At 59.0% G+C, this 25,065-nt stretch carries 20 protein-coding genes; 9 read left to right on the forward strand and 11 right to left on the reverse strand.

Features of this window, described 5'->3' with window-relative positions; all coding sequences use genetic code 11:
- The gene (locus tag AC781_RS13040) at positions 1 to 1,227 is read left to right on the forward strand and encodes a radical SAM protein (protein ID WP_067777894.1); all 1,227 of its coding nucleotides are present in this window, start codon (positions 1 to 3) and stop codon (positions 1,225 to 1,227) included.
- 121 nt (positions 1,228 to 1,348) lie between these two features.
- Positions 1,349 to 1,783, forward strand: a complete 435-nt coding sequence (locus AC781_RS13045; protein WP_067777895.1) for an exosortase system-associated protein, TIGR04073 family — start codon at positions 1,349 to 1,351, stop codon at positions 1,781 to 1,783.
- 256 nt (positions 1,784 to 2,039) lie between these two features.
- Here the strand turns inward: AC781_RS13045 and AC781_RS13050 are convergent, their stop codons facing one another.
- Positions 2,040 to 2,387 carry a hypothetical protein gene (locus tag AC781_RS13050; protein ID WP_067777896.1) on the reverse strand — a complete coding sequence of 116 codons (348 nt, stop codon included), beginning with the start codon at positions 2,385 to 2,387 and terminating at the stop codon, positions 2,040 to 2,042.
- Between the two features lie 101 nt (positions 2,388 to 2,488).
- On the opposite strand from AC781_RS13050, the gene der reads away from it, so the two are divergent.
- From der to AC781_RS13070, 4 genes are all read left to right on the forward strand, one after another.
- The gene (der, locus tag AC781_RS13055) at positions 2,489 to 3,910 is read left to right on the forward strand and encodes a ribosome biogenesis GTPase Der (protein WP_067777973.1); all 1,422 of its coding nucleotides are present in this window, start codon (positions 2,489 to 2,491) and stop codon (positions 3,908 to 3,910) included.
- A 10-nt stretch (positions 3,911 to 3,920) separates the two neighbouring features.
- Entirely contained in the window at positions 3,921 to 4,913 is a 993-nt protein-coding gene (locus AC781_RS13060) for an ABC transporter ATP-binding protein (RefSeq protein ID WP_172801807.1), read from the forward strand.
- 180 nt (positions 4,914 to 5,093) lie between these two features.
- A complete protein-coding gene (locus tag AC781_RS13065) occupies positions 5,094 to 8,804 on the forward strand; it encodes an autotransporter outer membrane beta-barrel domain-containing protein (RefSeq protein ID WP_083077136.1) in 3,711 nt (1,236 codons plus the stop codon).
- A 104-nt stretch (positions 8,805 to 8,908) separates the two neighbouring features.
- The gene (locus tag AC781_RS13070; RefSeq protein WP_067777899.1) at positions 8,909 to 9,958 is read left to right on the forward strand and encodes a Rossmann-fold NAD(P)-binding domain-containing protein; all 1,050 of its coding nucleotides are present in this window, start codon (positions 8,909 to 8,911) and stop codon (positions 9,956 to 9,958) included.
- Positions 9,959 to 10,034: 76 nt separating this feature from the next.
- Here the strand turns inward: AC781_RS13070 and AC781_RS13075 are convergent, their stop codons facing one another.
- The 10 genes from AC781_RS13075 to AC781_RS13115 form a co-directional block, all read right to left on the reverse strand.
- Positions 10,035 to 11,999: a PEP-CTERM sorting domain-containing protein gene (locus tag AC781_RS13075; RefSeq protein WP_067777901.1), complete on the reverse strand. Its 1,965-nt coding sequence runs from the start codon at positions 11,997 to 11,999 to the stop codon at positions 10,035 to 10,037.
- Positions 12,000 to 12,254: 255 nt separating this feature from the next.
- Entirely contained in the window at positions 12,255 to 12,545 is a 291-nt protein-coding gene (locus AC781_RS13840) for a hypothetical protein (protein WP_141675926.1), read from the reverse strand.
- Positions 12,511 to 13,167, reverse strand: a complete 657-nt coding sequence (locus tag AC781_RS13080) for a hypothetical protein (RefSeq protein WP_067777903.1) — start codon at positions 13,165 to 13,167, stop codon at positions 12,511 to 12,513. The genes AC781_RS13840 and AC781_RS13080 overlap by 35 nt, the downstream gene beginning before the upstream one ends.
- Positions 13,168 to 13,201: 34 nt before the next feature.
- Positions 13,202 to 14,344: an ABC transporter permease gene (locus tag AC781_RS13085; RefSeq protein WP_067777905.1), complete on the reverse strand. Its 1,143-nt coding sequence runs from the start codon at positions 14,342 to 14,344 to the stop codon at positions 13,202 to 13,204.
- A 13-nt stretch (positions 14,345 to 14,357) separates the two neighbouring features.
- Positions 14,358 to 15,515: an ABC transporter permease gene (locus tag AC781_RS13090; RefSeq protein WP_067777907.1), complete on the reverse strand. Its 1,158-nt coding sequence runs from the start codon at positions 15,513 to 15,515 to the stop codon at positions 14,358 to 14,360.
- Positions 15,512 to 16,204: an ABC transporter ATP-binding protein gene (locus AC781_RS13095; RefSeq protein ID WP_067777909.1), complete on the reverse strand. Its 693-nt coding sequence runs from the start codon at positions 16,202 to 16,204 to the stop codon at positions 15,512 to 15,514. The genes AC781_RS13090 and AC781_RS13095 overlap by 4 nt, the downstream gene beginning before the upstream one ends.
- A 22-nt stretch (positions 16,205 to 16,226) precedes the next feature.
- A complete protein-coding gene (locus AC781_RS13100; RefSeq protein ID WP_067777911.1) occupies positions 16,227 to 17,651 on the reverse strand; it encodes an efflux RND transporter periplasmic adaptor subunit in 1,425 nt (474 codons plus the stop codon).
- A gap of 143 nt (positions 17,652 to 17,794) precedes the next feature.
- Complete coding sequence (locus tag AC781_RS13105; RefSeq protein ID WP_067777913.1) at positions 17,795 to 18,247, reverse strand: hypothetical protein; 453 nt, start codon at positions 18,245 to 18,247, stop codon at positions 17,795 to 17,797.
- 110 nt (positions 18,248 to 18,357) lie between these two features.
- The gene (locus tag AC781_RS13110) at positions 18,358 to 19,311 is read right to left on the reverse strand and encodes a YeiH family protein (RefSeq protein WP_067777915.1); all 954 of its coding nucleotides are present in this window, start codon (positions 19,309 to 19,311) and stop codon (positions 18,358 to 18,360) included.
- 48 nt (positions 19,312 to 19,359) lie between these two features.
- Positions 19,360 to 20,553, reverse strand: coding sequence for a hypothetical protein (locus AC781_RS13115; protein ID WP_067777917.1), 1,194 nt, complete (start codon positions 20,551 to 20,553; stop codon positions 19,360 to 19,362).
- A 253-nt stretch (positions 20,554 to 20,806) separates the two neighbouring features.
- Between AC781_RS13115 and AC781_RS13120 the strand changes: the two genes are divergently transcribed.
- From AC781_RS13120 to AC781_RS13130, 3 genes are all read left to right on the forward strand, one after another.
- Positions 20,807 to 23,257 carry a glycoside hydrolase family 95 protein gene (locus AC781_RS13120; protein ID WP_067777919.1) on the forward strand — a complete coding sequence of 817 codons (2,451 nt, stop codon included), beginning with the start codon at positions 20,807 to 20,809 and terminating at the stop codon, positions 23,255 to 23,257.
- Between the two features lie 151 nt (positions 23,258 to 23,408).
- On the forward strand, positions 23,409 to 24,056 hold the full coding sequence (locus tag AC781_RS13125) for a TetR/AcrR family transcriptional regulator (RefSeq protein WP_083077137.1): 648 nt from the start codon (positions 23,409 to 23,411) through the stop codon (positions 24,054 to 24,056).
- Positions 24,057 to 24,064: 8 nt separating this feature from the next.
- Entirely contained in the window at positions 24,065 to 25,063 is a 999-nt protein-coding gene (locus tag AC781_RS13130; RefSeq protein ID WP_218107280.1) for an HlyD family secretion protein, read from the forward strand.
- Positions 25,064 to 25,065 lie beyond the last annotated feature (2 nt).

Genomic DNA, 25,065 nt, shown 5'->3' on the forward strand with positions numbered 1-25,065 from the left:
ATGATCAATATCACCAGACTTTGGACAGGTGCGTCGCAACCGGCGGACCATATTCGCTACGGCCACGGCAGCGGCCACGGTTCTGCCAGTACGGCTTCCTGCATGCCGGTTTCTTCGCGCGTGCGCAAGCCGATCGTCGTCTGGAATATTACGCGTACCTGCAATTTGCGCTGCGTGCATTGTTATGCCGATTCCCATGCCGAGAAGTATCCCGGCGAGTTGACGTGGGAGCAGTGCTGCGAGGTGATTGACGATCTGGCTGAATATAAGGTGAATGCTCTGCTGCTGTCCGGCGGAGAGCCTCTGGTGCACCCGCGATTGCTCGATATTCTGGAGCGGGCGACGGGCAAGGGGCTGAAGGTGACGATTTCGACGAACGGTACGCGTATTACGCCGGAGCTGGCGGCGCGTTTCAAGGAGCTGGGTGTGGCCTATGTCGGCATTTCGCTGGACGGTATCGGGGCTGTGCATGACAAGTTCCGAGGCGTGGAGGGTTCGTTCGAGCAGGCTGTGCGCGGGTTCCGCCTGTGCGAGGAGGTGGGGCAGAAGACCGGCCTGCGCCTGACGCTGACGCGCAATAATGTGCAGTGCATGGAGCAGATTCTGGATTTCATCGAGCGGGAGAATATTCAGCGTGTGTGTTTCTACCATCTCGTGCCGACCGGGCGCGGTGTGGATGTGCAGACGCTTCTTCCGGAAGAAGCCCGCGGGGCGATGGATATGCTGATTGCCCGCGTGGAGCGGTGGAAGGCAGCCGGGAGCGCGCGCGAGCTGTTGACGGTGACTCAGCCTGCCGACGGCATTTACCTGCTGCTGCGCCAGCTGCGCGAGGGTAGCCCGCTGGCTGCCGAGACTTTGAAGCTGCTGCAGTGGAACGGCGGCGGGGCGAACAGTTCCGGCCGCGGTATTGCGAATATCGATACGCAGGGCAATATTCATCCCGACCAGTTCTGGCAGTCCGTGACGCTGGGCAATGTGAAGAAGGAACGTTTTTCCGATGTGTGGGAGGCGAAGGCCGGTGCGGCGGTGGATCTGCTGCCCGAGCTGCGCGCCAGCGACGATCCGCTGGAGAGGCAGGCCAATTTGCGGGGGCGTTGCGCCTCGTGCCGCCATTTCGCCCTGTGCGGCGGCGGTTTCAGGACGCGGGCCGCATTTGCCAACGGCGATTGGTACGGTTCCGATCCCGGTTGCTACCTGTCGGATGAGGAAATCGGGACATCGCTTTAATGCCTGTTTCGCCCCTGTTCCGGTTCCGGTGCAGGGGGCTTGCTGAAAGCCGCCATTTTTTTGAAAGAATGTCGATTTTTCGCTTGCGGAACGAATGGGGTTGTGTTAAAAAAAATCTACCATGAAGCGCGCAGTTCTTTCAGCTCTTGTTCTCTTTGGCCTCGCCGGCACCTGCTATGCCGACATCCAGGCTCCGCCCGCCTCCGAGTATACCGCCACTCGCAAGCTTGGTCGCGCCCTCTCCAATCTTATTTACGCCGTAGAAGAAGTTCCGACCTCGATTCTTCGCTGGCAGGATATGGACGGCAACTATGCCGGCTGGTCCGTCGGCGTTGTGGACGGTTTCGCCCGCACGTTCGAACGTATGGGCTACGGTTTCTATGAATTGGTGACTTTCTGGGCTCCGACCTACAAGTGCACGTATCGTCCTCCCTATCAAGGCAGCTGCGGCCGCAACGGTCTCAAGGAATACAATCCCTGGTCGGGCTTCACCGAATTTCCGCAGGAACTCGGCTTCCAAAGCTACTACAACTATTCCCGCCAGCAGCAGTACTGAAGCAGCGGGTACGTTCCCTTTTCCAACCGCGGATGTCTTCGGATATTCGCGGTTTTTTTTGTGCCGTATGGCTGCCTTGTGCAGGATGCGGCAGGATTGGCTGCTGGAGAGGATGCCGGTGCACTTTTCATGGAGAAGTTGCCGTTGCGTGTAAGCGTTTCCGGGCGAGGGCCGTATGCCGTCCGGGAGTTCAGTGCAAACCGACCTGTACCTGACGGTTATTTGCCTGGTCCTGTACCAAGAACCGGAAAAGGCGTTACCGGGTGGGCTGGTCAGGGGAGGGTGCGGGGTCGAGCGGCTCGCGGGAAATGATGGGTGTATCCGGCGGTGCTGGAATGGGGGTGCGCTCGATGAGCCGCCATTGCCCGTCGATCAGGGAGAAGGTGCAGGCCATGTGCTCGCCGTTCGGAGGATTGAGCTGGAGGAGAACGGTGGCCTGTGTGTCCGAATCGTGCCGGATGGAGAGGACGATATATTTCCTGTTTTTGAGTGCGTCATCCCGTTGGAGCAGGAACTGGATTTCCATCTCGCCCGGAGGCCGGGATGCGGCCCATGCCGAGAGGGTCATGCAGGCGCAGGCGAATGTTGTCAGGATGCGCTTCATGGGGGTATCCTGCTTCCATGCCGCGCCCTTGTCAATGATCTTTTGTCTCTATGGCATGGTTCTGTGTTTTCCTGCGTTTGGAGTTGTGGTATCATCTGCACATGAGTAGTACGCCCACCATTGCCATCGTCGGCCGTCCGAATGTCGGCAAGTCCGCCATTTTCAATCGGATGGTCGGTCGCCGCATCGCCATTGTGCACGACCAGCCGGGCGTGACGCGCGATCGTTTGAGTGCGCCGTGCCGTTTGACTGATTATGCCTGCCATGTGATGGATACGGGCGGTATCGGTTCCGATCTGGAGGACGGCTTTACGGAGCAGGTGGCCCGCGAGGCCGATATGGCTCTGGCGAGTGCGGATCTGATCATGTTTGTGGTCGATAGCCGGGATCATCTGACCCCGGTGGATATCAGCATTGCCGAGCGGTTGCGCCGGGCCGAGGTGCCCGTGCTGCTGGTGCTGAACAAGGCGGATCACGAGAAGCAGGATCTGAATCTCGGCGAGTTCGCCGGTCTCGGTTTCAAGGACGAGATTTTCCTTTCCGCCGCCCATGGGCGCGGTTTCCATGATCTGACGCAATATCTGAACGGGTACCTGAAGAAGCTGGGTGCAGCTCCCGTGGACGCCGAGGAGGTGATGGACGCCGACGAGATGCAGGAGGAGGAGGCTCGCGAGGAGGTGAATGCCGATTCTCCTGTGCGCGTGGCCATCGTCGGCAGGCCGAATGCGGGCAAGTCGTCTCTGGTGAATGCCATTCTGCGCGACGACCGCACGATCGTTTCGGATGTGGCGGGTACGACGCGCGATGCCATTGATATTCCCCATGAAGTGAACGGCAAGGAGTATGTATTCATCGATACGGCGGGCATGCGCCCCCGTTCGCGCCGCGACACGTCCGTCGAAGTGTTTTCCGCGATGCGCAGCGAGCGGGCCATCCGCCGTGCGGATATCTGCCTGCTGGTGGTCGATATTGCGGCTGGGGTGACTGCGCAGGATCGCCGCATCGGCAGCCTGATCGCCAAGGAGGGCAAGCCCTGCTTGATCGTAGTGAACAAGTTCGACCTGTTTCACCCGTCTGCGGAATACAAGGATCGCATGGAGGAGGTGAAGGAGCAGATACGTTCCGAGCTGTTTTTCCTGGATTATGCGCCTTTCGTCGCCGTATCGGCGAAGGAAGGGAAGGGGATTGCGGGTATTTTCACGCAGATCGAGGCGATCCGCAAAGGTTCGCTGGATTATCCGTCCACGGGCCAGCTGAACCGCATCATGCAGCGCGCGCTGGAGGCCAATCCTCCCGGCATGCACCGCCAGTTGAGGAAGAGGCTCAAGCTGTTTTATGCGACGTGCGCGGTGAACGAGAAGTATTCGACCATTCCCGTGCCGACCTATGTGCTGTTCGTGAACGACAAGCGGCTGATGCTCGACAGCTATGCGCAGTATCTCCGCAATGCGATCCGGCAGGAAGTGAAGGGTGTGGGTATTCCCATCCTGTTGTCGCCGCGTTCGCGCGTGCGGCAGGATTGATGCATGCGGCATGAACGAGCGTCCTCTGCTTTCCGTCGAACACCTTTCGGTGCGTTTCCATACGCGCGCCGGAGTGGTGCATGCGGTGGAGGATGTGAGTTTCCAGCTGAATGCCGGGGAAACGCTCGGCATTGTCGGCGAGTCCGGCTCCGGCAAGTCGGTGACGTGCTACGCGCTGATGGGGCTGGTGCCGATGCCGCCCGGCCGCCTTGCGCCGGAGAGCCGCGCCCTGCTCGGCGGGGAGGATGTGCTGGCATGCAGCGAGAGGGAATGGAGCCGGATGCGGGGGAAGCGCATTTCGATGATTTTTCAGGATCCGATGACGTCGCTGAATCCGTATATGAGGGTGGGCGATCAGGTGGCCGAGCCTTTGGTGATCCATCAAGGGGTGTCGTGGCGGGAAGCCCGGGCCCTGGCCGTCGAGGAGCTGGCCCGTGTGGGTATTCCCGAGCCGGAGAAGCGCGCGAAGAGCTACCCGCATGAATTTTCCGGCGGCATGCGGCAGCGGGTGATGATCGCGATGGCTTTGATTACGCGGCCGGAGATTCTGATCGCCGACGAGCCGACGACCGCTCTCGATGTGACGGTGCAGAAGCAGGTGCTTGATTTGCTGCGGCAGCGGCAACAGGAACTCGGCACGGCGATAATCCTGATTACGCACGATCTCGGCGTCGTCAAGGCGTATGCGGACAGGATTCAGGTGATGTATGCGGGAAGGATTCTCGAATCCGCCCCGGCGGAGGAGTTGCTTGGCAATCCTCTGCACGCCTATACGCGTGCGCTGATGCGGGCCATTCCCGCGCACCGGGCGAAGGGGGAGAGGTTGGAGGTTATTCCTGGCCTGCCGCCCAGCCTGCGCGACGGGCAGGAAGGATGTTCGTTCCGCGAGCGGAATATGCTGGGCAACAGTTCTCTCTGCCTGCGCCACGGTACGCCCGAGCTGATCGAGGCATCTTCCGGCCATTGGGTGCGCAATTGTCCGGGCTGTTTGGCGAGGCCGTGAAATTTTTCGAAGGTGAGAAAGGCGCGAATAAAAGACGTTTTGGATGCCTTTAAGCGTTTATGATGGCGCAGTATGACACAATAGCCGTTTTTGCTGGTTGATGTTGCTGATTTCTTGCGCCATCATAAGTGCGATTCCTCTATGAGGATTTTTTGAAAATCCGGAAAACTTCACAACATTATGAGAAAAACATTATTCCTGATGGGCATTTTGGCGATGGTCGGTTCACCTGTTGCCATGGCAAACAGCTATATTAGCAATGAGACCGTCACCGTGAGCAATACCCGCTCGTTTTCCGAGAACCTGAGCGTAGGCACCTATCAGGGCGCCGGGACGCTGGTCGTGGCGAACGGTGGACAGGCCAGCACGGAATACAGTCTTTTCATCGGAGGCCGCGGTTACTGGGCTCCCGGCACGGTGCCCGGCGACTGGGCTGCCGGAGCTCCCCACGAAGGTACGGTGACGATCGCTGAAGGCGGCAGTCTGGCGATCGGTACGCGCAGCGGCGGAGCGCCTGGCGCTCAGCAGATCGTGGTCGGCGGAGCAGCCAAAGGCACTCTCAACATTGCCGGTACGCTGACGACTCCCGGCGTGCTGTATGTGCGCGATGGCTCGGTCAATATTTCCAGAACAGGTTTGCTGCAGATGACCGGTCGCAACGCTGAGGGGCTTGTGGTCGGCGAATACAAGGACGGCTATGCTTCCGCCAGCAACGGGCAAGTCGTCATCGACGGCGGCAGAGTCGAAGTGCGCGACAGCATTGTGACGCTGGGCAGCAATGTGTCTTCCAACACATCCTCGGGATTGGCCAAGGGCACGATGGTGATTCAGAACGGAGCGGGGGTCGACTTCGGTACCAGTCTTGTCACGATCGGCAACGGACAGGGTGCAATCGGCACGATGTCCATCGAATCGAATGCCCGTGTCAATAGCGGACTGGTGCAGCTCGGTTTCGGAACGGGATCATACGGTTCTTTGACGGTTTCCGGAGGCGGTTCCCTGAGTGTCGACGGTTATTTGGTGAACGGTATCGGTGCCGGCAACGGTTCGGTGCAAGTTGCCGCCGGCAGTGCGGTGTATGCAGATGCGATTTCTCTCGGTTCCAACAGTACGACCGTGGTTGTTGCCGGAGGTTTGCTGGCTACGGATACCGATTGCTCTTCCGAGATTTATGCGGGTGCCAAGATCGAAGGCACTCTCTCGTTTTTACATGAAGGTAATATGCTCGTTCTGAAGGAAGGCGTGGATGTCGGCCGCAGTACGAACCTGAACGGGCAATTGTCGAATCTGAAGAATGTCGGAGTGGAAGGCGGTACGTTCTACCGCATGCAGGGCTTCGATCACCTGAAGTCGCTGGCTCTGGTGGGCGGCACGCTGTATCTCGGAACGACGACGACTGAGCTTCTGTCAGGAGAAATTGTAACTCCCGGACAGTCTCCTCGCCTCGTTTTCGTGATCGGTCGGGATTCCGTGGAACACGGTTCCGTGGTGAAAGCCGGTCACATTGACGGATTCGGCAAGGGGCAGGACGTGTCGCAAGCATCTATCATGTTCGATATGAGCAGCTACGGCCTCGACCTCATCGGCCGTAAGGTGGAATTCATCGAAGATCAGACGAATCAGAATTATGTGCGTTTCGACGATACGATGTATGTGGACAATACGGCATCGTTGGCCGCGCTCGGCGACAATACCTTCAATGACGGTACGACGAGATTCGATTACGTTTATACCGGTACGGGGATTGAATTCAAGAATCGCCTGACAACGACGATTCCTCCGGATGGTCCTGTCGTGAATAATGATGAAAAGATTGAATCGGAAATCGTTTTGGGCGATACGGTCGTGAATCACGGTACGGTGACGTTTACTCCCGACATGTCGACGGGGATGAGCGGAAATCCCGTGACGATCGCTTCCTTTATTGCGACCGGCAGCAACCTTCTTGAAGCTGCCACTGCGACGTATGCTCGTGTACATACGACCGTGACGAATAATCCCGATGGAAGCAAGCATGTGGTGATCGACCGCGAACCGCTCGATATGCCGGCCGATGTGGCTGTTCTCGTCCGCAGGACGATTGACGTCAATCCCGACGGTGCCGACCGTGGCAAGATCGGCGATGCTACAATGGGGCAGCAGGTCAATTACATGCTCGTTTCCGGCGATGGATCCCTGACGCTGAATCGTACGGATTTGACGGCAGATAAGCGCCTGACGGCGTATTCGGGAAGCCGGATTGCGCTGAATGACAGTACGATCGTGGTCGGTGGTTCTCAGACGCATGTCGATGCTTCTCTTGCCGCCTATGTCGGTGATTCCGAATTGGACGGTACGACGCTGAGCCTGAACAACGGTTCCAGCCTGACGACGAAGAAGGTGGCTCAGGCGGAAACATCGTTCTCCATCAAGAATTCGTCCGTCAATTTCGGAACGACGGGCAATAACGTGATTGCATCCGGCGACGGAGCTCCGATCGATATCACGAATTCGACGATCAACGGCAACGGTACGCTGAATTATGTGACGGTGAATAATTCCGTGGTAACGCCTGCGGTTCTCGCCCCCGGCGCTACCGGCTCCCGTTCGCTCACGTTGAACAATACGAAGGTATCCGACTCCCTGTTCAATTTCGATCTGGGCAATGTTGCGATTCAGTCCGGCGGTATGAACCAGTTTACGCTGTACCTGCTTCAGGGTACGGAACAGTTGAATAACGTGAAGGTGGCCTTGCAGCTGACTCCCGGCCAGGAAGAAGCTCAGCGCGCAAGCCTGACCAACGGCACGACCTTCCAGCTCTTCCAGTATGGCGAGGGCGCTTCCTTCACAGGTACGCTTCTTTCCGATCCCTCCCTGCTTCCCGTGCTTGCCCCGGGTCTCATTTGGGATCTGAACAATCTGTCCGGCGGTGTTCTCAGCGTGGTCTGGGAACCCATCGGCGACGGTCAGCGCATTGCCAATACGCTGCGCAGCGCGGCGATGACTGCTCGTAATTTCGGCCAGACGGCTCTTGCTCATGCTGCCGATTTCCGCCATCCGGAAGGAAAGAACCTGTGGTTCTCCGGCCTCGGCTACTTCGACAATGCCAGCAGCCACAACGGCCGCACCGGTTATGAGTTCAATACGGGCGGCTATGCCGTCGGTATCGACCGCACGTTCGACCGCACGACGATCGGTTTCGCCTTCGGGCAGACCTTCGGCACGAACACGCCGAAGAACAACTCCATGTACTACACCGCCGGCAAGATCAAGCAGGACGGCAAGCTCTACGGCCTCTACGGCCGCCAGATCGTGATGAGCTCGGACAAGGATTCGGTTTATATCGACGGATATGCCATGACCGGCAACTTCGACAATAAAAGCGAGAAGGTTTCTCTGCGCAATGGCCAGTTCAGCACAGCCAAGTGGGAAGATCAAGCATACTCCCTGGGCCTGATCGGCACGTGGCGTCATGAAGTGGCCGCTGCGACGTATCTCAAGCCGTTCATCGGCATTGATTACACGTCGATCGGCATGGATGAGTTCTCGGAATCGAACGGTGCTATTTCCTCCACATACACGGACGGTTCGTACAGCGCGCTGACGGCCGTGGTCGGCGTCGGGCTCGAACGCACGTACGTTCTCGCAAACAACATGGAGCTTTCTCCTGAAGTGAGCGTTTCTTACGTGGGCGATATTTCCCGCAAGGATGGAAAGGTTTCCTACATCAACGATTACTCGACTCCGATGACGGAATACTCCGTTTCCCCGGGTCGTAGCGCCGTGCAGCTGGATGCCGCCGTGAACTGGAAGATCAACGAACGCTGGGGCGCCCGTGCCGGGTACGGTTATTCCTACCGTAGCGGAGCGAACAGCCAGGTGGTCAGCGGTCTTGTCAGCTACGCATTCTGATTCAATCTTCACAGACAGACATTGTATTGACGGGGGGCGGATGAAGATCCGCCCCCTTTTTTTCGTTTGCCGCCGCGCGGCGACTGGCGTATGATGATGCGGCCATGACCGATGCCTACGCTCGCCTTGCCGATTATCTGCGCCGTTTTTACGCGCCGGATGAATTTCCTGCTCTTCTGTATCAGGCGGAATCGTGGGCTTCCTCCCGGCCTCTGAATGGTTTGAGGATTCTGGACGGTACGCCCGTATTCCGCAATACGATGGCCAAGTATATGGCTTTGATCGCTGCCGGGGCGGAACTGTGCGTTCCTCCGCCCTCGGTGATGCCCGGAGATCCCGCCGTGCTGGCCATGCTGCCGGAGTTCGGCATTCGGGTAGCGGATGGGAAGGTCGGAGAGTTCGATATGGTTCTGGATTGCGCGGGAGCCCATGCCGGGTTGAGGCCGCGCTATGGGTTTGCCGAGTTGACGCGTTCGGGCGTTGCGCGGTTTGAAGGATGCAGCAAACCTGTTTTTCTGGCAGATGCCGGGATGATCAAGATGATCGAGACGTGCCTCGGTACGGGGGAAAGTTTTTTCCGTGCGTTGCAATCGCTTGGTTACGGTGATGTGCAAGGGCGGGAGTTGGCGGTGTTCGGCTACGGCAAGGTGGGCCGAGGGCTGGTGTATTATGCCCTGCAGCGGAAGATGAGCGTGACGGTGATCGACCGTGCGGATCGCTCGCAGGAGGTGCCGGATGGCGTTCGGTTCGTGCATGCGGGGAATCCGGAATGCGTGCGGTCTGCGGTGGAGCAGGCATGGTGCGCGGTGACGGCAACGGGCGTGCGGCATGCGCTGGAAGATGTGTTTCGCCCCGGAGTGCCGGATGGTGTGCTGCTGGCCAATATGGGGGTGGAGGACGAGTTCGGCCCTTCCGTGCCGGCCGAGAGGGTTCTCTCAGCCAAGAGGCCGCTGAATTTTATTTTGGAGGAGCCGACGTCGATGTGCTACATCGAGACGACGATGGCTTTGCACAATGCCGGAGCAGTCGAACTTCTGCGCCCGGATTGTCCGGCCGGGGTCTTTGCTCCGGCCGCACAGGTGGAGCAGGAGCTGCTGGATATCGTGCGGAGCAGGGGAAGGCTGGCTGCCGATCTGCAGCTGCTGGGGTGCTGAGGATGCGAAGAAGCGGAGCAACCTGTAGAAGATTGCTCCGCCCGAGGAATTGCCCGGCAAGGCGCGTATGGTACCCTTACGCCGCCCTGCGCCTGCGGCGAAGCAGCAGCGCCGAAAGACCCAGCAGACTCAGCGTCGCCGTCGCCGGCTCCGGAACCATTCTCAGAGTCAGGCTGCCGTCGGACGCATAGTTGTCGTACATCAACACCCAGCCGGAGGCGGTCAGTGCTTCCATATCCAGCGATGAGTAGTCCAGCACAGAGCCAATCCACGTCATATTCAGTCCTTCGCGATTGTCCAGAAGGTGGATCGTCACTTTATCGCCGAATGAGGCTCCCAGCCCGACCAGCGTACTGTAGAAACTCGCATCGAACGTCACCTCGCAGGTGGAGCCTGCCAGCAGCGTGATGTTGCCCGTGCCTTCCGTCGCATAGTGCCGCGTAAGGTCGAAGCTCATCGTATCCGCATTGAAATCGGAAGCGTACACCATGGCCGTCAGCGTCTCGGAAATCGTAATCCGAGCACCGTTCTTGGCCAGCAATTGCGAGGCCGCCATCTGCTGCTCTCCGCCGCCCAGCAGGGAGACGCTCGCCATGCTCAGTACGGCATTTTCCGCCGTCATCGTGCCGTAGTTCGTCACCATACCCGAGAGGGAGGCATTCTGCTTGAAGTGGACGGTGCCGCGGTTCTCGTAGCTGCCGGAGAGCTGGACTGCACCCTGGTAGGTGACGGAGCCCGAGGCGTCCACCGTGGAGGTGCCCGTATAGTTCACGGTGCCGGAGAGGACGAGATCGCCGTCGCCCTTCTTGTGGAAACTTGTACCGTCCCAGCCGCTGGCGTAGGTGATGCCTGTACGGTCGCCGAGATTGTCGGAGATGGTCACGGTACCGTCGGCCTTGTTGACGGTGAAACTGCCGGTGCCGAGGGCTTCGCCGCCGTTGTTCCAGGCAGAAGCCGCCGTCAGCACATAATCGTTTCCGGAAACGGAAGACCGGTAAACCACATGATCGCGGTATCCGGCGACGGTGGACTGGGCGAGATTGGCAAGCCCGGTCTGGGAAGTATTGCGGATGAGGGTGACGGAGCCACCTTCGTTCATCTTGAGCCGGGAGGCGTTGTTGAGGGAAACGGTCACGCCGGAGGCATAGGTTCCGTTGTCGACGGTCAGCATGGTACCGCCTGCCACGGCCTTCGACAGGTCGAAGGAAAGGGACATGCCGGAGGCAAGGCTGAGGGAATCGACGGAAGAACCGGAACCTGCAACGGCGACATTCTGGTAAGTGTAAGCTCCAGCAGCACCCTGAAGGCGGCCGTTATCGCCGAAAGTGATGGTGGTGAAGGAAGCTGTTGCGCCGCCCTGGAAGGAAAGGGAAGTCGTCCTGCCGCCGATGATGAAATCGGAAGCGGAGAAGGAAAGGGCGGCATCGTTCTTGTAAAGCGTGAGGGAGTCGACGTTGGAGATGGAGTCGAAGGAGACGTTGGTCGTGCCTCCTGCTCCGCCGGCACAATCTCCGTTGCTGCCTGCTTTACCATTGAATCCGCTGGCGATGTAGATGTTGTTGTACTGGGTGAGATTACCGCCCGACACAGTCACGGAACCTCCTGCGCCGCCATCATTGGTGCGTGTGGTGTTGAGGCCGCCTCCGCCTTCGCCGTTGCTGCCGTTGGTCGTGGTTACGGTGCCCAATTCACCAAGAGCAGAATAGGAGAATGAACCGCCTGAGCCGCTGCCACCGCAGCCTCCGCCACTTGCACCCCCGCCGCCATTGCCGTTGCCGGTTCCGGTAGCGCCAAGATTGCTGGTGGATACATACGCGGCACTGCCACCGCCGCCGCCGCCGCAATAAAGGCCCCAGCCGCTGCCGCCATTACCGCCTGCATTGGTGATGTTCCCCTGACCACCTTGTCCTGCAGAACCGCCACCGGATGGGGAACTGCCGCCGCCTCCATTCCCGGCCGATATGTAGAGATCGGCGGCCATGGCATGTGTGACCAGCATGCCGAGCAAGACGATGGAGAATCTTGACATCTTGATTTTCATATAAATGTGATATTGGTGTTGAATTTGGGGTAAGAGGCTTGTCCTACCGCTGGCGTTAGTCTATCGGATAAACAATCCGTTATATTATAGTTGTGTTATTGTGCTGAATCAACTGGATGTGAATGGAATATGGTTATAATGGTGTTTGGGTTTCAACGTGAAACATGTTATTTCTCCATGTAATACCTGAATATTCTGGGGATTGCATGGCCTACCGGTTTTGAGGCATGTGAATGGCCGTCGCTCGTTTTACCGCTAACCTTCAATCATATGTCGCCGCATGTCGTCATTTTCTATACATTTTACACGATTTGTCGATTTAGGGCTTGATAACGGATTGTTTATCCGCAATGCATGTATTGTTTTCATAAATTTCTTTTTGTAAATGATTTCAATGATGATTGTATGATTTGTTTTTGTTCTATTTTTGTGTGATTGCCGTTGTTCGTAAATAAAAGAACGGCCTCCTGAAGAGGAGGCCGTTGCGGATGATTGATGGTCGGAAGCCGTTTTATTGGGCTGCTGGTTTTTCAGCAGCGTGGTCATGTTCCGCATGGTCATGATCGGCGTCGGTGTGTTCACCATCCTTGTGGTCATGGCCGCAGTCGCATTTGCCGTCTTTTGGGGCGTTGGTGGCCCATGCCTTGACGATTTCGATTTTTTCGGCGTTCAGGACGGGCGCCGTTTCCGTGGAGTCGGGGGCCATTTTGCCGGAGACGACGACGTAGTCGAGTTCCTTGAGGCCGTTGACTCCCTTGACGCTTTGCTCAATGACCATGCCTTCCTTGTCTGCAAGCTGGATGGTGAGCATGTTGGCGGTTTTGACGTCCTGCGGGGTGCAGCAGGCGGTGTAGGGTTTTTCTTCCTGCATTTCGGCGATGACGAAGGAGGGGTCGCCGATTTTGAAGAAGGCCTGTCCGTTGGCAAAGATGTCTTCGGCTCCGACGAGGCGTCCGCGGACGGTGACGGTTTCACCGGCTGCCGTTTTGCGGGCGTCCTTGATGTCTTTGGCCTGTTCTTTGCCTTCGACGGTGCCGAAGTAGCCTTGCAGGGCTGAGGTGGCGGCGGCGCTGGCTGCCGGGGCGGCGTTTTCCGTAGCGGCCTTGTCCTTGCAGGCGTTGAGGGCGAGCATGGAGAGGGCGGCGATGATGTATGCGGTTGTTTTCATGATTCGATTTTTATGGTTGGTTTATTGTGGCTGGTCAGATGGATCGGAGGGCGGTGGGCAGGGGTACCCGGAGGCAGCTCCATGCGGGCAGGGCTGCGCCGATGAGGCCGAGTCCTACGCCGGTGAGCATGCCGTAGATGAGGGTGGCGGCATCGAAGTGCAGCGTGAGGGTGCCCGCCGAGAGGGAGATGGTAGCATCCGAGAAGACGAAGACGCAGAGGACGCAGGCAAGGAGGGTGCCGAGCATGCAGGAGAGGAGGGCTTCGATGAGCAGGGAACAGAAGATGTTCATGCGGGTGAAGCCCATGGCCTGCAGGGCGGCAAGTTCCCGCGTGCGGGAGCCGAAGGCGGCGTAGAGGGTGTTGAATCCGCCAAAGAGGGCGCCGATCGCCACGAGTAGGGCGCTGAGCCATGTGATGGTGACGATGGGGCCGAAGAATTTGGCGAGGTCTTCGTAGTATTTGGTTTCCGAGACGGCGGCCAGTTCGAGGTCGGAGCGGCGGAAGGCCATGTTTTGCAGGGCTTTGGCTCCTTTGCCTTCGGTGGTGGCGATGACGCAGGAGGGGTTTTCCCGTTTGGTGAGGGCGAGGATGTCGCTTCTGTCTCCCCAGATTTCGGATTCGTAGCGTGTGTTGGGCGCGGCGAAGTGGCCGGATATGCGGAATTTGGCTCCCCCCAGGGTGATGGTTTTGCCGAGGGCTACGTCGGCTTTGTCGACGCCGAGGGCATGGTAGGTGAGTTCGCCGACGAGGATTTCACCGGGTTTGGGCAGGCGTCCGTCGGTGAGGCGGACGGTGTCGTGTACGGTGAAGGCTTCGGGGCCTATGCCGCGGATGTAGGCTCTGCCTTTTTGTCCGCCGGGGAAGATGACGGGCGTCATGCAGTGGACTTCCGTGGAGACTCGGGGGCGGTCGCCTTTGACGACTCCGGGTGTGGCGGCGGCTACGGTGGTGGCCTCGCCCGGGATGGAGGAGCGCTGGAGGCTTTCCGTGGATCCCGTGCTGAGGAGGATGACGTTGTTCGGGTTCCCCGTGGAGCCGAGCATGCGGTTCATGCTGGAGTCGAAGGAGAGCGAGAGCATGACGAGCAGGACGACGGCGAATGCCCCGAGGATGATCTGGACGGTGCGGCCGGGCTCGCGCTGGAGGTTTTTGACTGTGTAGAAGAATGGCAACATGGTGGTGGCAAGGTTAGCGGAGTGAATCTGCAAGCGGTTTGCGCGCGGCAGCCCATGCGGGCCAGAGGGTGGCGATGAGACCGAGGAGTACGGAGACGCCCAGCGAGGAGGCGATGGTTTCCGGGCTGGCCTGGATCATGAGCGATACGCCTTCGTTGCCCATGGTGAGGGGTGAGAGGCCGAGCAGGAGGATGCAGCCTCCCGCGCCGATGATGCCGCCGGCGATGCCGAGGATGATGCCTTCCCAGAGGGTGAGGCAGGCGACGTGGAGGCGAGACCAACCGATGGTCTGGTAGATGGCTGCTTCCTTGATGCGGCCGCGTACGGCGAGCAGGGCGCTGTTCGAGAGGAGGCCCAGTACGGCGATGACGGCGCCGACTCCCAGCCATTTGGAGAAGCCGATGAGTTCGAGCATTTGTCCGGCGGTTTCGGTGAAGAATTCGCTTTTGGCTCTCGTTTTGGTGGAGGTGGTGCCGGTGCGGTAGCGGGCGTCGATTTCGATGGCGAGGGCGTCGAGCCTTCTGGCATCTGCGGCATCGACCTGGAACATGGTGACGTTGCCGAGGCCGATGCGTGAGGTCTGCTGCAGGAAGTCGAGCGGTACGTAGATGCTGGTCGCATCTTCGGGGCGGTCGGATTTCGAGATGGCGACGACATGGGCTTTGACTCCTGCCGCATCGAACATGTCTCCTACGGAGAGGTTTCGGAGTTTGGCGAAGGATTCCGGGACGACGGCGGCATCATTGCGCGTGGGCCATGCCGAGAGGGAGCCGTCGACGATCTTGAGGTGCTTGTCGATGCTTTTCAGGTAGTCGGGCGTGATGCCGCGGAAGGTGATGACGTCGAGGCTGGCTCCGCAGTTGTTGACCCATATCTGGATGGGGTACACGCCTTTGACTCCGTTGATTTTCGAGATTTCCCGGCTGTAGTGTTCGGGCAGGACGGAGGTGGATGGGCAGAAGCGGTCCGCCTGGAAGACGATGAGCGAGGAGTCGGCCGCGGCTTTGGTGAGAGCGCGGTCGAGGGAGTCCTGCAAGGCCGTGACGGCTGTGAACAGGAACATCCCCGCTGCGACGCCGAGCAAGGTCAGCGTGCTGCGCAGTCTGTTGCGGACGAGCGATTTGTACGCTACTTCGCCGAGGCGCAGGATGTTGATGACGGTTTGTTTCATGCGGCGCTGGAGGTTCCGGGTTCGACGAGGACTCCTTTTTCGAGGTGGAGGGTGCGGTCTGCCGCAGCTGCTGCCTTCGGGTCGTGCGTGACCATGACGATGGTTTTGCCGTGGTCGTGGGCGAGGGAGTTGAGCAGTTTCAGCACGGCGTCGGCGGATTCGCGGTCGAGGTCGCCCGTGGGTTCGTCGGCGACGAGGAGTTCGGGGTTCGCGACGAGGGCTCGTGCGATGGCGACGCGCTGTTCCTGCCCGCCGGAGAGTTCGCCGGGGCGATGGTGGTAGCGTTCCTTGAGGCCGACGAGGTCGAGCGCGGCCATGGAGCGTTCGCGGCGTTCCTTGCGGCCCATGGTTTGGAGCATGAGGGGGAGTTCGACGTTTTCCAGCGCGTCGAGCGTGGGGATGAGGTGGTAGAGCTGGAAGATGTAGCCGACGTTGGCGGCGCGCCAGCGGGTGAGGGCTCCGCGGTTCAGCCCCATGAGTTCCTGCCCGCCGATGACGAGGGAGCCGGAGGATGGGGTGTCGATTCCTGCGATGAGGTTGAGCAGGGTGGTTTTGCCGGAGCCAGAGGGGCCCATGAGTGCGAGGAATTGCCCTTTGGGGACTTCGAGGGAAAGGTTGTTCAACGGCCTGATGGTTTGTGCTCCTTTGGCGAATTCCTTGGTCAGGTGTTGGCAGACGATGTGGTTCATGGTTTTGAAGATGGTTTGGTGTTTATTGTGCTTTGACGTTTTGGTCGGCCTTGAAGTCGGCCGAGGGTGCGAGGACGACGGGTTCCCCGGGAAGCAGGCCGCCGGTGACGGCGATGCGGTCTCCCTTGTCGCGGGAGGGATCGCGCGTGATCTGGCGCGATTCGAGTTTGTTGTTGATGGTGACGACCCAGACGCGGTCTTCGCCTGCGAGGGCTTCGCGGGGGATGAGGACGCTGTCCGACGTTTCTCCTCCGGCTGCGGGTGCGGGCGCGCTGGTTGCGGTGTCCATGTCTCCGGGGGAGTAGACTTCGGCGCGGCAGAGCATGCCAGGGCGCAGGAGGTCGTCAGGTTCGGTGACGCTGACCTGGGCGCGCAGGGTGTTGCGCTGCTGGTCGGCTTCGCCGTAGATGCGGGAGACGATTCCTTTGAAGGTGCGGTCCGGGAAGGTTTCGCAGTGGATGCGCGCATTCTGTCCGACGTACATTTTGGTAGCCTGGTCGAGGGGTACGTCCATGCTCAGGGCGACTTTTTCAGGGTCGTAGAGGGAGACGGCCGTGCCGATGTCTTTGCTCGCACCTTCTCCCGTGGTGTTGAGGCGGGAGCCGGGGGAGGTGAAGAGGCGGAGAACGCGGCCCTTGATGGGCGATTTGATTTCACAGCGCGAGAGGTCGAGCTTGGCCTGGTTGCATGCCTGTTCGGCTTTGGCTTCCTGTGCTCTGGCGGATGCCAGCCGGGCTTCGCATTCCGCGATGGCGGCGTTGGATGCAGCCAGTACGGCACCTGCCGCTTCCACTTTTTTGATGTATTCGTTCTTTTCGTGGAGGGCGTCGGTGATGGTTTTGTCGCTCACGAGGTCGCGGCCGAGTTTGGAGTAGCGTTCGTGGTTGATTTCAAGGTTTTTGAGGCGTTCCTTGTCGGCGGCGAGGTTGGCTTGCTGTGCGGCGAGGTTGGCGCGTGCTGTGTCGAGTTCGGCTTTGCGGAGCTGGACGGTGGCCGTGGCGTCCTGATGGTCGGCGTGGGTTTGGTCGACATGGATGCGGAAGTCGTCGTCAATGAAGGTGACGAGCGTTTGGCCTTTTTCGACGAGTTCGCCTTCGGTGACGAGTACATCTTTGACCGTGCCGCTGATGAGGGTGCCGGCGCGCGTTTCGAGCGGGTCGGGGGCGATCCAGCCCGAGGCCTGGAAGAGCATGTGGGCGGGAGCTTTTTTCTGCGCTTCGGCATCAATGGCGGGAGCAGAGTCGGCGATGGCTTCGGCGCGTGCGATGCGTACGGGCGTGGCGGGTTTGAGGTCGTCCCAGAGGACGAGGGCAAAGACTCCGACGAAGCCGAGCAGGATGATGAGCGGGAAGAACCAGGTGGGCAGGGTGCGCTGGGCGCGTTTTTTGCCGGAACCTGGCTCCGGCTGCGAAGATGATGATTGTTTGGTAAGTAATTCGAGTGACATGTGTGGAGGTTGTTTGGATATGCTTGGGAAGTGCAGGCGGGCGCAATGCCGCCAATTCACCGGGAGTCTTCAAGGGACGTGCGTTCCGGTGTGTACGATCCTGTGCCGTTTTTCCGGAGATGGAAAAACGCATATCCTGCCTCCTAGGACAGAAGGGGTGTGGTATGGCCGCAGTAGGGAGCGGCGGTCGATGCCGGGTCGGGCGGGGGCCAAGGTTCCACGGCGGGGATGCCGTCGGGTTGGCAACCGTGAAGTTCAAGCTCCGTGCGTTCGAGGTAGAGTACGGGCACGGCTGGTGCGGAGGCTAGGACAAAAGCGGTGAATTCGTAGGTGTTGTCCGTTGCCAGAAGGATGTTGTGGCATCCATGGCAGTTGGGGCACATGCCGGGAATTTCTTCGGGTTCCGCGCAGTGTTCGCACAAATGCGAGTGTATATGAGCGGCCTTCGCCTGCTGGTTGGAGATGATTTGCTGTTCGACGCCGCATTCGCCGATGAAGAGCTTGTTGTCATGCGGGCATACGCCGATTCGCACCGAGTTGCCCAGCATGGTGAGCAAGAAGGCGAGAAGGATCAGCATGTTTCCGGCAAATTTCATGCGCTCTATGCATTCATTATAGAATTTTGCCGGGAAAAGGCAAGCAGGAAGTCCGCGGGCATGGAGAGACCGCCGTGCATTCGTGTCATACGCCGGGAGGGTTCCCTGCGCTATGCCGGAGGGCTGACGGTGAGCCAGATGAGGGAGCTGATGCCCAGTACGATCCAGAGCAGGACGCCGAGAACGAGGGCGCGCCAGCCGACGCTTTTGAGCGCATGGTACGACATGCCGAGTCCGATGAGGTACAGGGTGAAGACGAGCGCTTTGACGCCGAGGTCCGCACCGTGCGCGTAGAGGTGTTCACCGGAGGGAATCCACGTTTTGACGGCGGAGGCGATGATGAAGAGGAAGATGAACCAGGGGATGGAGAAGGAGCCCGCTTCCGCGCCGAGGGATTCGCTGCGGCGGCGATGGAACCAGCCGACACACATGGCGAGGGGGATGATCCACAGGGCGCGCGCGAGTTTGACGGGGATGGCATAGGCCAGCGTGGCTCCTCCGTAGCTTTGGGCCGCTCCAGCGACGCTGGAAGTGTCCTGAATGGCGATGCCGCTCCAGTAACCGAAGATTTGTTCGCTCATGTGGAGGCTGTGGCCCATGACGGGGAAGATGAGGAGGGCGACGGCGTTCAGCAGAAAAATGGTGCCGAGGGAGACGGCCATGTCCTTGTTGTCCGATTTCATGACGCCGCCGATGGCGGCGATGGCGGAGCCGCCGCAGATGGAGGTGCCGCAGGAGACGAGAGCGCCTACTTCGTAACGGACTTTGAGCCAGCGCGAGAAGAGGGTGCCGCAGGTGAGGACGAGGGCGATGGAGAAGATGGAGAGGAAGACGCCCTGGCTGCCGACGGCAAGCATGGAGTGGATGTCGTATTTGAAGCCCATGAGGACGACGGAGGCCTGAAGCAGATATTTGGCCCCATTGGCGGTGAGGGAGGAGACCGGGTTGCCCACGGTGAGTGCGACGAAGATGCCGGCGATAAGGAGGATGCAGGCGTCGCCCCATCCCATGACGGTCGCTAGAAGTGCCGCCGCCAGAAATACATAGAAGATGATGTTTTTCATGGGGGGAGGTGGTATTATACGCCTGCCCGGGGGGATGTCAAGGCCGCGTTACTCCGAATACATCCGGAGGATGATGTCGCACAGGTCTTCCTTCTCTTCTTCTTCAGGCTGTTCATCAAGAGTTTGTTCGGGTGCCGGCTGCAGGGTGAGGATGTCGGGTGCAAGGCAGAGTTTTCCGGCTTTGACGGAGTAATGGAAGGCGCCTTCGGTATGAAAGTTGCCGTTCATGTTTTCGTTCTTGGGCATGTACGAATCCATTTGCCATGTGATCTTTTGGTTGCCCGTACATTTCATGGCGCCTTGCAGCGTATAGGGGTAGGTAGTGGCGATTTTTGCTCGTTTTCGTACGAAATCCGGCAATGTGGCGTGGATGCGTTGTTCAATTGCGGTGGAGCATTCTTCGGAAAGATTGCCGGAGCGGATGTAGCGATGGTCTGCCGTTTCGGCGTACAGGTAAATTTCCGAATGCCATTTCCAGTGTTGGGTGACGAGGACAGCCGTTTCATCATCGTTCCACGATGTTTCGATGACGTTGTGGTTGTATGTGTCGTCTGTGCCGAAGCGGGTGAACGGCGTTTTTTGAACGACAGTGCCGGGAGGAGTTTGCTTTTCGATGACGACGGGAATTTCCGGATAGATGTTTTTTCCGAAGACGGGATCCGTCAGGTCGAGGCACAGTTTTCCCTTGCCGGAAGGGGAGGCCGTGTTGTCGATCGGTAGCCGAAGGGTGGATGAGACGCTTTTGACCGTGTATTCAAGGACGATGCGGTTTTTTTCGATGATATAGCGGCATGTTCCTCTGGCTCCGATGTCGCCTCCCTTGCCGGGTTTCGTGCAGGTGGAGGCAAGATACCATTCGATGGTGTTGTCCATGTTGAAGAAGAGATGGCCGCGCGGCACGTATTCCAGATGGGCGGCCCGGTTGTTGCGGCGGATGGCGGCGGTGGCGGGATCGTGCCGGTCCAGATATTGTTCGACCGCATTCGTGCAGAACCGGCCGAATTCGTCGGCGAGAAGGTAGGTATTGCTGTCTGGGGCGCAGGCCCAGTCTTTTTGGTGCAGGGGGTATATGCCGATACAGCCAAGGGCCGGTATTTCCGTTGTGTATGGTTTGGGTGCGTCCGGAGTGTCGGCGGTCGCGGTATCCTGATAAGCAGCGAGCGGAGGCCGGTCGAGAACCGTGGGAGAAGCAACGGCTACGGTGCCGGTGAGGGCAAGGATAAGCAAGAGTCGGAGATGCATGGTTGGGGGAGTGGTTGGAATACGATTGTTTGTCGCGCATTCTATCCGGAAAAGCAATGTTCTTTTGCCTGTTTTGTATGACACGCACCATTTTGTTGAAAAAAGAGCATTGTACGCGGGATGATGGGCTTTTACCTGTTCCCGGGCAGGGCTTCATACGTCGCAAAACTGTGAATCTTTCTGTATTTCGTCGTACTCGCTTAAATTATTTTCCGCTTGACGCTCAATCTTGTTTCCGATAAAAAAGCACGACATGAAACGCACATTGTTCATTCTTTCCCTGTTGGCTGCGTCGGGGTTGTCCTATGCGGCGGCTCAATCGCAGGCATCTTCCCGTTCCGCGAGCGGGACATCGCGCGAATACAGGATCTGGTCGGATACTCCGGCCGTGACTCGCCTTTTCGATAACCAGAAGGAAGAGGGCCGTACCTCCAATCAATACGATGGCATTTGGGAACCCTCCTCTGCGGATGGCGGTACTCCGACGTGGAATGCCGCCAAAGGCAACCCGGCCCAGCTTTGGGAGTCCGAAGGGTATCCGATCGGCAACGGCCGCATGGGTGCGATGGTGTTCAACGGCAGCGGCCGCGACCGCTATGCACTGAATGAAATCTCTTTGTGGTCGGGCGGCGAGAATCTCGGTACGACGAACCGCAACGGCGATAAGAAGTATAACGGTTACAATGCCAATACGGGCGGCGACGGTTTCGGCTGTTATCAGCCGTTCGGCGATTTTATCGTGGATTTCGGCGCGCCGGTGAAGCAGGAAGGTTTCGACCGCGCCTTGTCGTTGAATGAAGCCGAGGTGACTTCCAAGGGTACGCGCAAGGGGGTGACCGTGTCGAGCGAATCGTTCGTGAGCGCGCCCGATCAGGTGATGGTGTTTTCCTATAAGGCGGACCAGCCGGGCAAGCTCGATGCGAAGTTCACGTTCGTGGGCCAGCAGGATGGCGTGCAGGTGTCTGCCTCCGGCAATACCGTGACGCTCAAGGGTACGCTGAAGAACGGCATGCAGTTTGAGGGACAGGCCGTCGTGCTGAACAGTAAAGGTACGTTGACTGCCAATAACGGCGTGCTCGAACTGAAGGGCGGAGATTCCTGCGTGGTGCTGGTTGCACTGGGTACGGATTATGTGATGGATTATTCGAAGCATTGGAAGGGCGCAGCTCCTTCCGGCAAGATCGCCAAGCAATTGGCCGCCGCCAAGAAGAAGTCCCTTGCTGAACTGCGTGCCGCCCACCGTAAGGATTTCTCGAAGTATTTCGACCGCGTGACGTTGAATCTCGGGACGACGGACGCCGCTGTGGCGGGACTGCCGACTCCCAAACGCCTCGATGCCTACAAGAAGAACCAGAACGATCCGCAGCTTGAGGAGACGATGTTCCAACTCGGCCGCTATCTGTTGATTTCGAGTTCGCGCCCGGGCAGCCTGCCTGCCAATTTGCAGGGGCTCTGGAACGGTATGGTGTCGCCGCCCTGGGCCAGCGATTACCACAGCAATATCAATATGCAGATGGCCTACTGGGGTGCGGAGCCGACGAATCTGCCCGAGTGCCATCTGCCCATGATGGATCTTCTCGTGGCGACCGAAGAGCCGAACCGCATTGCCACTCAGGAGTATGTGAAGGCAACTCAGCCCGACCATCAGGGCAAGGTGCGCGGCTGGACGCTGTACACTTCCCACAATCCGTTCGGTGGCAACGGCTGGCAGGTGAATATTCCTGCTTCCGCATGGTATGCCCTGCATATGTGGGAGCACTACAACTTCACGCAGGATAAGGCGTATTTGAAGAAGGTGTACCCGATGATGAAGGAAATCTGCGAGTTCTGGGAAGATCATCTCAAGGAGCTTGGCGCAGGCGGCAAGGGATTGAAGACGGACGGCAAGGAAGTCGATGTGACGAAGTTCCCCGAGTTGGCCGATATCAAGGCCGGTACGTTGGTTGCTCCTCACGGCTGGTCTCCGGAACACGGCCCCCGCGAAGACGGTGTGGCTCATGACCAGCAGTTGATCTGGGAATTGTTCACGAATACCATTGCCGCTGCGAAGACGCTCGGTGTGGACGATGCCTGGGCCAAGCAGTTGGCTGCCAAGCGCGATCGCCTCGCCGGACCGAAGATCGGCAAGGAAGGCAATCTGATGGAATGGATGATCGACCGTATCCCCAGGACGCAGCATCGCCATACCTCGCACCTGTTTGCCGTTTACCCCGGCAATATGATCAATCCGGTGAAGACGCCCGAGTTGTCCGAAGCCGCCAGCAAGTCGCTCGAATGGCGCGGTACGACGGGCGACAGCCGCCGCTCGTGGACGTGGCCGTGGCGTACGGCTCTCTGGGCACGCTTCCACAATGGAGACAAGGCTCATGAGATGGTTTCCGGCCTGCTGCAGCACAATACGCTTCCGAACCTGCTGACGACGCACGCGCCGATGCAGCTCGACGGCAACTTCGGTATTCCCGGCGGCATTTCCGAAATGCTTCTCCAGTCTCACAGCGGACAGATCGAACTGCTCCCGGCGCCCGCCAAGGCTTGGGCCAGCGGTTCGGTGAAGGGCCTCAAGGCCCGCGGCAATGTGACGGTGGACTTTACGTGGAAGGACGGCAAGGTGACGGACTACAAGCTCACTTCGCCGACCGGCAAGAAGGTGAAGCTCGTGGTGAACGGCCAGACCAAGGACGTGACTCCGCAGAAGCAGAAGTAACACCGCTCCCGATTCCGGTTTCAAGGCGCGTTTCCTCAGGGAAACGCGCTTTTTTTCTTTTTGGCATGGTTTTGATAGAGAAACGTGTGGCGGCTTTTTTGTGGAGAATTTGCCCGTACCGTCCACAGTGAGACGCTTGACGGTGTAAAAAATGTCTGTTACACTGACAGACATGGAGCATTTGTCGCCGACTCAGAAAAAGACGATGATCAGGATTGTGGAGGCCGCCATCAAGCTGATGAGCGAAAAGGGTTTCCACCGGGTGAGCGTGCAGGAGATAGGCAATAAGGCGGGTTTGTGCGAGAAGACCGTGTTCCGCTATTTTCCGTCGAAGACGGAGCTGTTGACGGGGATTATCCGGTACCGCGCCTATGCCAAGGAGCTGAAGGAGGAGTTTACCCGCGCCTGCCGTTGGGAACTCGGGCATGATCTGCGTTTGGCTGCCCGCCTGTATTTGCAGGCGACCAGTGCGAAGAGGAATGCGTTCCGCGCCTATTTGAGCGCGCTGGAATCCGTCGATACGAACGGGGACGATTATTTGAAGAGTGCGCGGGAGATGCTGGCGTTCCTGCACGATTACATGCTGAGGATGCAGCAGCTCGGGCGGGTGCGAGAGGGAGATGCGGAGCTGATGGCACGGACGTTCATCAATACTCTGCACGGCTATATGCTGATGTATTGCCTGAATGACGACAGGAAGGTATGGCAGTCCAAGGTGGATTCCCTGCGGTTGACGATCGATCTTTTCATTCAGGGGTTCGAACGGAAGGAGAATGAGGAAGGGAAGAAGGAGGTATGAGCAAGCATTTGAAGGCAATTTCACTGGGGAGCATGGCGCTCGTCGCCGTGGGGGGGATTTTGTGGGGCATCTGGTATGTGCGCGGGAAGCATTCCGTAGCAACGGACGATTGCCGTGTGGAAGCCAGTATCGTGTCCGTGGGGTCGAAGTTGTCCGAACGTGTGTTGCGGGTGGCTGTACAGGAGGGTGAGACGGTGCGCAAGGGGCAGGTGCTGGCCGAGCTGGATGCCCGGAGCCTCGCCGCCCGCACCTCGGCGGTGGAATCCAGGGTGGCATTGATGAAGGCGCGGTACGATGAGGTGATGGCCGGGGCTCGGCCCCATGAGATCGAATCCCAGAGGGCGAAGACGGCGCAGGCTGCCGCGACACTGGAACGCGCCCACCGCGATTACGAGCGTATTGAAAAGCTGGTGGCGGACAATGCCGGTATCAGTGTGGCGGACCGGGACGCCGTGCGCGCGGCCTATCTGGCCGCCAAGGCCGCCCGGGATGCGGAGCAGGAGAATCTTGACCTAAAGCTGGAAGGCTGCCGCGAGGAGGAGAAGCGTTCCGCCAAAGCGCAGTGGGAGGCGGCCCAGGCGGAGCTGGATGAGTTGAAGGTGTTGTCCGAGGAGTGCGTGATCAAGTCCCCGGTGGATGGGATGATTGCCCAGAAACTCGTGCATGAGGGCGAGGTCGTGAATACGGGGCAGAAGCTTTTCTCCATCGTAGACGGCAGCGATATCTGGCTGAATGTGCGGGTGGAGGAGACGAAGATCGGCCATATCCGGCTGGGGCAGGATGTGCAGTTTACCATCGACGGCTATGCCGACCGCGAGTTCCACGGCAAGGTGTACGAGATCGGTGCGACGACGTGCGCCACGTTTTCCCTGATTTCGACGGAGAATGTGAGCGGCTATTTCACGAAGGTCATGCAGCGCATCCCCGTCAAGGTTTCGTTGCCTAAAGAACAGCCGTACGTGGTGTTCCGCCCTGGGATGCAGGGGCAGGTCAATATCGCCTTGTGAGA

Source organism: Neoakkermansia glycaniphila (assembly GCF_001683795.1).
GTDB classification, from domain to species: domain Bacteria; phylum Verrucomicrobiota; class Verrucomicrobiia; order Verrucomicrobiales; family Akkermansiaceae; genus Akkermansia; species Akkermansia glycaniphila.

Excerpts from the sequence above, each read along its gene's own strand:
- AC781_RS13040 (WP_067777894.1), top strand. The coding sequence starts at position 1 with ATGATCAATATCACCAGACTTTGGACAGGTGCGTCGCAACCGGCGGAC.
- AC781_RS13045 (WP_067777895.1), top strand. The coding sequence starts at position 1,349 with ATGAAGCGCGCAGTTCTTTCAGCTCTTGTTCTCTTTGGCCTCGCCGGC.
- AC781_RS13050 (WP_067777896.1), bottom strand. The coding sequence starts at position 2,387 with ATGAAGCGCATCCTGACAACATTCGCCTGCGCCTGCATGACCCTCTCG.
- der (WP_067777973.1), top strand. The coding sequence starts at position 2,489 with ATGAGTAGTACGCCCACCATTGCCATCGTCGGCCGTCCGAATGTCGGC.
- AC781_RS13060 (WP_172801807.1), top strand. The coding sequence starts at position 3,921 with ATGAACGAGCGTCCTCTGCTTTCCGTCGAACACCTTTCGGTGCGTTTC.
- AC781_RS13065 (WP_083077136.1), top strand. The coding sequence starts at position 5,094 with ATGAGAAAAACATTATTCCTGATGGGCATTTTGGCGATGGTCGGTTCA.
- AC781_RS13070 (WP_067777899.1), top strand. The coding sequence starts at position 8,909 with ATGACCGATGCCTACGCTCGCCTTGCCGATTATCTGCGCCGTTTTTAC.
- AC781_RS13075 (WP_067777901.1), bottom strand. The coding sequence starts at position 11,999 with ATGAAAATCAAGATGTCAAGATTCTCCATCGTCTTGCTCGGCATGCTG.
- AC781_RS13840 (WP_141675926.1), bottom strand. The coding sequence starts at position 12,545 with ATGACCACGCTGCTGAAAAACCAGCAGCCCAATAAAACGGCTTCCGAC.
- AC781_RS13080 (WP_067777903.1), bottom strand. The coding sequence starts at position 13,167 with ATGAAAACAACCGCATACATCATCGCCGCCCTCTCCATGCTCGCCCTC.
- AC781_RS13085 (WP_067777905.1), bottom strand. The coding sequence starts at position 14,344 with ATGTTGCCATTCTTCTACACAGTCAAAAACCTCCAGCGCGAGCCCGGC.
- AC781_RS13090 (WP_067777907.1), bottom strand. The coding sequence starts at position 15,515 with ATGAAACAAACCGTCATCAACATCCTGCGCCTCGGCGAAGTAGCGTAC.
- AC781_RS13095 (WP_067777909.1), bottom strand. The coding sequence starts at position 16,204 with ATGAACCACATCGTCTGCCAACACCTGACCAAGGAATTCGCCAAAGGA.
- AC781_RS13100 (WP_067777911.1), bottom strand. The coding sequence starts at position 17,651 with ATGTCACTCGAATTACTTACCAAACAATCATCATCTTCGCAGCCGGAG.
- AC781_RS13105 (WP_067777913.1), bottom strand. The coding sequence starts at position 18,247 with ATGAAATTTGCCGGAAACATGCTGATCCTTCTCGCCTTCTTGCTCACC.
- AC781_RS13110 (WP_067777915.1), bottom strand. The coding sequence starts at position 19,311 with ATGAAAAACATCATCTTCTATGTATTTCTGGCGGCGGCACTTCTAGCG.
- AC781_RS13115 (WP_067777917.1), bottom strand. The coding sequence starts at position 20,553 with ATGCATCTCCGACTCTTGCTTATCCTTGCCCTCACCGGCACCGTAGCC.
- AC781_RS13120 (WP_067777919.1), top strand. The coding sequence starts at position 20,807 with ATGAAACGCACATTGTTCATTCTTTCCCTGTTGGCTGCGTCGGGGTTG.
- AC781_RS13125 (WP_083077137.1), top strand. The coding sequence starts at position 23,409 with ATGTCTGTTACACTGACAGACATGGAGCATTTGTCGCCGACTCAGAAA.